Genomic DNA, 7117 nt, shown 5'->3' with positions numbered 1-7117 from the left:
CCCAGATGATTTTTCGATTTATAAGTTTAAAGCTGCTGTATCCAAGATGTATTAAGGAGCGAGAAAAGATGACTAACATTTCTATCAAAGAAATTTCTAAACAACTAAGCATTGATGAGGATGTGATTAGGTTTGCTTTAGCGGATCGCTACCCTGATAATTATGAATCAATCAAAGAAATACCGTTAAGTGAATATGAGGTGATTGTTGAAAGTTTAAAATTAGCCGCTAGTCAGGGAATTAAGAAGCTATCAGGGACTAGTTTTGAGGAAAGTGCGATCGCACAAATGGAAGAGTCAGATTTAACAAATGAAGTGAAGGAACAGATATTCAATGGTTGCATTAATTCTTTGGTTGACTTTTATGGCTCTTATCATTTATCAATTCTACAAATAAATGAAGCCCTTGCTTATGTTTCAGCGCAAAAAACAGTTAATGATTTTGTTCAAATCCATTCTGAAACAGTTAGGCACGGGTTAGAAAGTTATCTGGATGATTTTGCTAATCAAGCAAGCGAAGCGGCTCAAATGATTATGGCGAGTGACGCTAAGGAGTTTTTGGCAAATAGAGGAATTAGCACACAAGGTAAAAAAAAGTCGGTGGCAACAATGAAGGCTATGGAAACATCAAAGGCGATATTTTCGCTGCTGAAAAGTTGAATTTTCTTAGTTACAAGGTAGCGTTAGTAGATTCTCGCTACCTTATGGCACTTTCGTTTATTAAATCTGAGAGAGAGAAAAAAATCATGATTGAATTATGCACTTACACCGGAATTGCGACATTAAGTTTATTGTTTGGTTTCGCTGCTGCTATCAACCCATTAGGGGCGGGCTTGATCGGTTTAGGAGTTTATTCTTATGCAGTCCAAAAAAGATAATTTAACCGTCCCTACGAGGGAATATAAAGCGGTTTTGATCAAGCCATATCTGGTTTTGGTTTTGGTTTTTGTACCGTGTTTTTTAGGCAACTATTTGGGGCATTCATTGAGGAATTATTATGAAGTCAATTTTGCAAACAACCACAAATAAAAAAACCAGATCACGCGCTGATCTAGTTAGTAAAGGTAGAACGTAATTTTTTTAAGGATGTTATACCTATGATAGCAAATAAAACGGATATTGTCAAACCACACACTACTAATTTGATTAGTGAAACTAGCGGAAATTTTCCGGTTGATCATCGTCAGCAATACGACGATAAGCAAGCTTACAAGTCTATTGTTGGTAAAGATTATGCTAGTGATTTTTTGGTAGGAATAGGACAAACTGCTTTTTTGGCAGGTTGCCAAGTTGTTACTAGTCAGTACCTGTTATCTCTTGGCGTTATTGGTTTGTACCCTGTTATGGTTTCTTTAGTTCCGGTAGTAGGATCGGGACTTGTGACACTTACTAACTTTAGTTTTGACCATTCCGGGGAACGGGTGAGGGTGGGAATAGAGGATAAGTATAAGTTGCCTATTCAGGTGTTAAGGACACTGACGTTATCAGCTAACGCCGGAAAAATATCGTTTGATTTGTATCAGATCGATACATTAGCTAAAAATAGTTTTGACGTGATTGTGCAGCAAGAGCGCGAATATCGCGATTTACCAGAGCCGCAAAATAATAATTTCTTTGTGGCATTTTTGGCGATTTTGTTGGTTTTCTTTGGAGCGATAACGCTAAGGAAGAAATAGACACGGTTCTATTTTGGCTATTTTTGGCTAATTTATCCCTTTATTTCTGGTTTTCAGTTTCTAACCTTTACCTCTATTTTGGTCATTTTTGGTTAATTTCTCGCGTTATCTCTGGTTTTTGAGGGTTATCCGTTTTTAACCCGAACCTCTAGTTATATAACTCTTGCTTATAGCTACCCTGCCCCTCTGGTAATTTTGCACCAGGCTGAAACTTATGTATAGTAAGGCTTTGAGCCTGGGTCAAGCTACATTAAGAAAACTTATCAATTGGGTGTTGTATAAGTTTTGGTTATGTTGTTTAGTTCCTCCGGGTAGTTTTCATTAATCCTCAAGAATGCAGTGTAGCCAAGGGTTTTCCGTTCCTCACGGTTTGATAAAACTAACTTGGCGCTAGTTAAGGAAATCTTATGTATTTGGTAGGGCGGGTTTTCAGTTCGACACAGGGGTAAGGTGCAAAATGTCGAAGCGCTTATATAGTAAGGTTTTCAGTTCGACACGGGTTTTCAGTTCGACTCTAATTAATAAGTTTTTTGGATTGATTATTAATTAGTTAATATTCTTCAAAATGCTTGCTATATAAGGCTTTATCGAATGGTACGGGTTACTTTACTTGATTAGTAAAACTTATTAATTAATCAATTGATAAGTTTAAGTTATAGCTAATAACGATACCAGGATGGCTCAAAGTCCCTACTATAAGTAGGTTACAGCGTATTTAACCCTGATTATTGGATGTATCAAAACTTATGAATCAACTAAGGAGCTAGAAAAATGGACAAGCAAACACGCTATGAAAAATTAAATCTGGAATTTGCTAGTTTTGGGTTAGGGGCGATCTCACTAACGTTAGCTTTGTTAGCATCAATAGGGAATGGAATTGGCAAGAGAGAGATTTGTTTTAGTCCTAAAAATGAAGGATGTAAGTTAACAAACATTGCGACTATTCCAGAGCCTTACTTTACAGCCAATAAGCATAAATCATCAAATCCTGATTTTAATAGCTATGCGTTTTTGTCGAGTGACAATTTAAGGACAATTAGAAGAATTAAAGCAGATAACCCAAATAAGCTAAATCTGGGAATTGCTGCTATGTTGTTCGGTGGTTTGACTGTAGGTGTATCTGCAAAACTAAGAGAAAGTTTGAATTATGTTAGGCCACATTATTTAAGCAGTTTGGAACTTAATAACCATATTGCCGGATCTAATTTGGCGGTTGATAAGCAATTAGTGAATTATTCGGCTAATGAACTACTTAAACATTTGAAACCGATCAAGTCTAGTGAGGCAAAGTTGGAGTTTTTAAGAAATATTAGCCCGGTGCAAATTAATCTTTTATTGATGAGTATGGGTAAGGACGATTACCACGATTGGGGTTACTTGCTGGATGGTGGTAAGTCTTTTGATAAGTATGGAAGTTATGCGTTAGCACAATCGCAAGAATCAACTCAAACTACAGAATTAGTATTAGAAGATAATTCAACTGACTGGGTTAAGTCTTTTTTATCAACTACTTGCTTGATTTGGGGTAATCAGGGATCTGGTAAATCTTGGTTAGCAAGATACTTATTACGAGAAAAATCCAATATGGGTTATCAAATTGTGGTTTTAGATCCGAATAGTAATGCTTACGAATGGCAGGGCGTGAGGCTTATTAACACACACTCAGAAATAGAAAACTATATGAGGGAATATGTTAATGAAGTGATGAGTCGTTATGAGGAGTTTGGTAAATCAAATATTAGTGAGGATGAATGGCGAAGTAACTTATGGAAACAAGGTAAAGCTGTATCTGTACTATGTGAGGAGGTTTCTACTTATGCTGATTTTATCGAAGATAAGGAATTAATTAGCAAGTTTTTTAAGGTTGCATTAACACTTTCTCGAAAACAAGAATTGCCTGTTATTTTTGTCGCGCATAACAATACCCAATCATGTTTAGGGAATATTAAAGGATTAGCCAATTTAATAGAACGTAGCCAACAAATTCAGCCTTTAGCAACTACTAACCCAACTACAAAACAACCTATATCATCGGGTACAGCTTTATTAAAAATAGAAAATTCTAATGATTGGGTTAAGGTTGCACTGCCAAAAATAACTGAAAAGATTAGAGTTTTTGGGGATTTGTTCCCTGAGCGAAGTCGAAGGGAACGGGAACGATTGGAAGAGTTATATAGCCAAAATGTTGAGTTAAGTGCTGACGCTAAAAACCTACTAGATTATCTAGTTAGAACCAATAAAAAGCTAATTACAGCAGCTTATGTGCAGCCCAATTTTAAAGTTAGTGGCGCTCGATTTAGTGCTGATCAGATCAAGGCATGGCTAAAAGAAATTGCTGACGCGGGTTATGGCGATTGGGATGGTAATGTTTTAAGGCTGCATTAGGAGTCGTAAGGGGAGGGTATTTTAACAGTCCCCTTTTAAGTATTTTATTTAATTTTTCAGGTAACTTTTGTGTACATCGGTGATATTTTCCCATAATATATTAATAAGTTAAGGGTGTTTAGGGTTTTAGCGAAGTTTTGGGAGGAAACTTAGTAAGGAATAGGGAGGGTTAGTTAAAAACCCATTCCCCAAAACCCCACAAAAAACACCCTTTAAATGTCTTTAGCTAGTTTCAATAACAGAATCATCGTTAGATGTTTTCAACAGTCCTTAAATTGGATTTTAAAGGCAACTTTAGAAAATACCGTATAGTTCCCTGATTTAGCCCTGGTAAAATCCTTAAAATTGCTGAAACCTTTACAGCATAAGGTTTTTAAGGTTTGCTACTTAAACACTTTAGTAAGATATTTATCTCAAAAAACTGTAAGTATGTCAGCTACTGAGTTTTTTAAAATACAAAAATTTTGTAAGTGATTTTTGATTAATTTTATAGGTTTATTTGTATAAATAAAAACTTTCTAGGATCTGATGTTTAGCTAAAACCCTTACAGTGTAAGGCTTTGGGTATTTACTACTTAGTATGCTTAGTCAGTTAGCTTACAATTTAATTTCTAAGTGCAGTATACGGACAGTGTTATAAAATTTAAGTAGTGTATTTTATACATTTTAGATTGTAAGTAGTGATTGGGGACTAGTACCGCTTCGCGGAAGTCAAAAGTCAAAAGTCAAAAGTCAAAAATAATAGGCTGTAAAGCTTTGAGTCCATTTCTAAGTATTCGTCCAGGCTTCGGCCAGGCTCAAATCCTTATGCCATAAAGCTTTGAGTCCATTTCTAAGTACAAATTTAGGACAGGTATAAAAAATAACCCAACACTTAGCCGGGTCATCTTCTATTCCTTACCTAGTTGATTAGACTAATGATAGTCCATAGCTTATTAGTTTGTCTGGAAATTGGGATCTTAATTTGGCATATATGTTCACATCGAAAATTAAACTTTCTTCATTCACTGAATATATTTTTACTAAGGTTTGATAAGTTTTTTTGGAGGTTGGGTAATAACAACATTCATAACCTTTAGCTAAGGACATATTAATGTATTCGTTGTCAGTTATTTTTATGAAGTCCTTATCGTTAGCTAGTTGGTTTTTGATGGTTGCTATTTGGGCGTTATCGGTTTCTATTGGTTGGGCATATTCTAACCAGCCGCGTTGTATTTTTATTTGGTTTTTTTGGTTATCAATTATTAGCCTGAATGCCCATGATTTGATGGTTTCACATATTATTTCGGTTTTCATTGTTGCAACATCCTTGTTTTGTAATATGTTTGTATTATAGCAATATTTTTGTTATAGTTGCAATTGGTTTGGGGTTGTTTGTGATGGTTGGGCGAAGCATTTGGAAGTTTATTTTTTGATCTTTTTTGTAGGTTATTGTCCAAATGCTTACTTCGACTCCGCCCTTCGACACCGCTCAGGACAGGCTCAGTACAAGTCGCCCCTACGAATAGGTTTTTAAGGTGTTTTTAGTTAAGAAGTTATGGATTTGTTTGTGATGGTTTGGGCGAAGCATTTGGAAGTTTATTTTTTGATCATTCTGTTAAGTTATCGTCCAAATGCTTACTTCGACTCCGCCCTTCGACACCGCTCAGGACAGGCTCAGTACAAGTCGCCCCTACGCCCCTACGAATAGGTGTTTTAAGGTGTGGTTATTTATATTATTAGTTTTTTTGGTATAATAAGGCGAGAGTGATTGGTTAAATATATGAAATTAGTGAATACGCTCCGGCAATTTATTGAAACAACGGATCAACGACGATTAGCCGAATATGTCAGGATACATGGCACGGGTAAAGGGTATCAACAGTTTACCGCGTATAGGTTAGGTAAGGAAACTAAGATCAGCCTCAACACTATATATAAGTTTCTAAATAATCCTGACGAGATACCTAGCAGCGTTAATTTAAAAAAAATTTGTGAAACATACCTAATACAACCTAATGAGATAATCGCGTTAGTTGATAAATAGCTGATTTTTGACGATAGATCGTTATATTTGCAATGGCTGGAATCCTTACAGCGTAAGGGTTATAATTTAGTGCTTGACATTAGATAATGTTCTCTTATTGATACAGTTTAGAACGGCTTTTTTCAATAAGATATCGGTATGTCTGCGATACGAGAATAAGACGTTATTGGACTTAAAATGAGATCAGGTAGGGCGAAGTTGATTGATTTTTTTGAGGATAACCAGATGATCATTAATCCCGTTGCTATTCCCGTTAATGTCGATGTTGCGAAGTTGCCAAGTCTGGCTAGTGAATTGCCTAGATATAGGACTACGCATAAGTTTAATAAAAAAGATTTGATAGCTAGGGAGTGCGATCGCACAATTTATCAATATAATGAAGGCATTGTTGTTAGGTGGAATGATTTAGCTATAGATCCGGGTAAGGGTAAAGCTATTAAAGACATAAGACAATATCAACTCAAACCGGGTAAGTCGCACGATGAGAGTATTTTTAGTTCAGTTACTTTCGATTCTTTATTGTTTAAAAAATACGATTGGACGATAACAAAATTCTTCAGTCCCTACAGAATTGATGATGTTAGAAACTACGCTGCAAATAAAGCAATTGTTGTTACTGAGGGTGAAAAGGACTGTGAAAGTTTGCGTCAAAAGGGATTAATTGCATCGACATTTATGGCAAAATGTTGGACTTTAGATGGATTAAAGCATAATATTCAACTCCTCAAAGATACCGGCATATCGTTGTTAGTTTTCTGGATGGATGATGATTTAGAGGGGATTAAAAAAGCTAATAAGGTTAGGTTAGCTAGTGCAATTGTAGGTATACCTTGTTTGGTTTTAAAACCCAGATTATTCTGGCGCGATCTGCCTAGATGGGAATACAAAACCGTCAATGGCAAGCAAGAAAAAAACGGATCTGGTTTTGGCGCTGCTGACTATTTCCAAAATCATAATATTGATGAGTTTTTAGCGGCTATTAATAAGCAACATAAGCAAGCTATTCTTGATCACCAATTAGGGAAGATTAA

6 protein-coding genes are annotated in these 7117 nt (G+C 35.8%); 5 read left to right on the top strand and 1 reads right to left on the bottom strand.

Annotation, left to right across the window (positions count from 1 at the left end):
• From H6F45_RS25675 to H6F45_RS25665, 4 genes are all read left to right on the top strand, one after another.
• Positions 1 to 659: hypothetical protein (locus tag H6F45_RS25675; RefSeq protein ID WP_206754861.1), on the top strand; the 659-nt coding region annotated here is incomplete at its 5' end.
• An 86-nt stretch (positions 660 to 745) separates the two neighbouring features.
• Positions 746 to 877: a hypothetical protein gene (locus H6F45_RS27230; protein WP_277877037.1), complete on the top strand. Its 132-nt coding sequence runs from the start codon at positions 746 to 748 to the stop codon at positions 875 to 877.
• A 219-nt stretch (positions 878 to 1096) separates the two neighbouring features.
• Entirely contained in the window at positions 1097 to 1675 is a 579-nt protein-coding gene (locus H6F45_RS25670; RefSeq protein WP_190348762.1) for a hypothetical protein, read from the top strand.
• A gap of 771 nt (positions 1676 to 2446) precedes the next feature.
• Complete coding sequence (locus H6F45_RS25665; protein ID WP_190348761.1) at positions 2447 to 4060, top strand: DUF87 domain-containing protein; 1614 nt, start codon at positions 2447 to 2449, stop codon at positions 4058 to 4060.
• Between the two features lie 909 nt (positions 4061 to 4969).
• Here the strand turns inward: H6F45_RS25665 and H6F45_RS25660 are convergent.
• Positions 4970 to 5356: a hypothetical protein gene (locus H6F45_RS25660; RefSeq protein WP_190348760.1), complete on the bottom strand. Its 387-nt coding sequence runs from the start codon at positions 5354 to 5356 to the stop codon at positions 4970 to 4972.
• A gap of 955 nt (positions 5357 to 6311) precedes the next feature.
• On the opposite strand from H6F45_RS25660, the gene H6F45_RS25650 reads away from it, so the two are divergent.
• A partial coding sequence (locus H6F45_RS25650; protein WP_199301914.1) for a hypothetical protein occupies positions 6312 to 7117 on the top strand: 806 nt, incomplete at its 3' end.

The organism is Sphaerospermopsis sp. FACHB-1194, from assembly GCF_014696235.1.
GTDB lineage: Bacteria > Cyanobacteriota > Cyanobacteriia > Cyanobacteriales > Nostocaceae > Sphaerospermopsis > Sphaerospermopsis kisseleviana.
The sequence above is the reverse complement of the archived record's forward strand: the minus strand, read 5'-3'. Positions and strand labels throughout refer to the sequence as shown.

Excerpts from the sequence above, each read along its gene's own strand:
- H6F45_RS25670 (WP_190348762.1), top strand. The coding sequence starts at position 1,097 with ATGATAGCAAATAAAACGGATATTGTCAAACCACACACTACTAATTTG.
- H6F45_RS25665 (WP_190348761.1), top strand. The coding sequence starts at position 2,447 with ATGGACAAGCAAACACGCTATGAAAAATTAAATCTGGAATTTGCTAGT.
- H6F45_RS27230 (WP_277877037.1), top strand. The coding sequence starts at position 746 with ATGATTGAATTATGCACTTACACCGGAATTGCGACATTAAGTTTATTG.
- H6F45_RS25660 (WP_190348760.1), bottom strand. The coding sequence starts at position 5,356 with ATGAAAACCGAAATAATATGTGAAACCATCAAATCATGGGCATTCAGG.